Raw genomic sequence first — 1588 nt, 5'->3', positions numbered from 1 at the left:
GTTACTCACTTGCCGCCAGTGACATCGAGGAACGTGCCGGTGATGAACGAGGCCTCGGCGCCGGCTAACCACAGGATCGCGCGCGCCACCTCTTCAGGCTGCCCGCCTCGTCCCATCGGGATCGAGTCCTTGACGCGATCTACCCGCCCCGGCTCTCCGCCGCTCGCATGCATCTCGGTGTAGATATGTCCGGGGCGAATGCAGTTGACGCGGATTCCATCGCGCGCGACCTCCTTGGCGAAACCGGTCGTGAATGTCTCCAGCGCGCCCTTCGACGCGGCGTAGTCGACATATTCACCCGGACTGCCGAGCCGGGCCGACGCCGATGAGACGTTGATCACGGAGCCGCCCCGCCCGTTGTGACGATAGGACATCCGCTTCGCGGCCTGCTGTGCGCAGAGAATGGGGCCGATCGCGTTGACGGCGAAGATCCGCTGCATCCGCTCGAAACCGAGATCCTCCAGCCGGGACTGCCGCGCAAGGACCGCAGCGTTGTTCACCAGCACATCGATCCGGCCGAACTCCCGGTCGATCGCCGCGAAGAGCTGTGCCACCTGCTCCGGATCCGCGCTATCCGCGCGCACAGGCAACGCCCGGCGCCCCGCGGCTTCCACATCAGCCGCCACTGCAAGGGCGGCAGCTTCGTTGGAGACGAAGCTGATCGCGACATCGTAGCCCTGTGCGGCAGCAAGCCGCGCGGTCGCCGCGCCGACGCCACGACTTCCACCTGTTATCAGAATGAGCGGCGCCTGCGCGATCGTATCCATTGAGCGAACCTCCATGTGGTGATGGGATGATGATCCAGGACGGTGACCGGTCGAATACGGACGGCGCGGCGGCTTTGGCCGTTCCGCCGCCCATCCGGCACTGCAATCAAACGGACTACTCGCGCGATCCCGCGGCCGAACTGCGCAGATGGGGCCGCAGCGCCAGCACGAGTGGGACGACCAGGGCGGCAGTCGCCGCCGAGGCCAGCACGCCGATCGTCCGACTGCTGTGATCGGCAATCGCGCCGTAGAGGATCGGCGCAAGACCTCCTGCGCCGATGACGCTCGTATAGAAGACCGCGAAAGCCGGCCCCGTATCGCCTTCGGAAAGCTCCGGCACGGTGCCATAGAGCACCGAAGAGGTGCCGTTCAGCACGATGCCGAGCAACGGCAGCAGGATGAGCGTTGGCGTCAGTGGCGTGAACAGGGTCGCCACGATGAGCAAGGCGGTTATGGCCTCGGTCACCATGACGCTACCGACGACACCCAGCCGCTCGCCGAGCCAGCCGCATGTCGCCTTGCCGAACGCGCCACCGATGAACAGTAGGGCAAGCGCGACTCCAACGGCCGGCAAATCCCCGCCCTGTCCATGGATGAGGAAGGGCAGAAACAGCAGATATCCCATGCGGGTCGCCGTATCGAGCGCGCCGATCGTCGTGAGGATGCGAAAGCCGCCGCGGCCGCGGCCGGACGTCGCCTCTCCCGTGACATTCCTCGTGACCGAAGCCGCCGGTGCCAGCGACACCAGCGCGACCACCAGGACGATTCCAAGCACCGCCATCAAGCCCAACACCGATTGCCAGGCGAAGATCGGCAGCAGC

Annotated in this window: 1 protein-coding gene and 1 pseudogene; both read right to left on the bottom strand. The window is 66.1% G+C overall.

Translation table 11 applies throughout. From position 1 onward, the window contains the following. Positions 1 to 5: 5 nt before the first annotated feature. The gene (locus OZ411_RS42805; protein ID WP_282532777.1) at positions 6 to 767 is read right to left on the bottom strand and encodes an SDR family oxidoreductase; all 762 of its coding nucleotides are present in this window, start codon (positions 765 to 767) and stop codon (positions 6 to 8) included. A 115-nt stretch (positions 768 to 882) separates the two neighbouring features. Next, positions 883 to 1588 (bottom strand): annotated as a pseudogene (locus tag OZ411_RS42800) (MFS transporter); the annotation flags it as partial.

The sequence above is a fragment of the Bradyrhizobium sp. Arg237L genome (genome assembly GCF_029990105.1).
Classification (GTDB): domain Bacteria; phylum Pseudomonadota; class Alphaproteobacteria; order Rhizobiales; family Xanthobacteraceae; genus Bradyrhizobium.
Note: the sequence above shows the minus strand (reverse complement) of the source record. Positions and strands in the feature narration are given on the sequence as shown.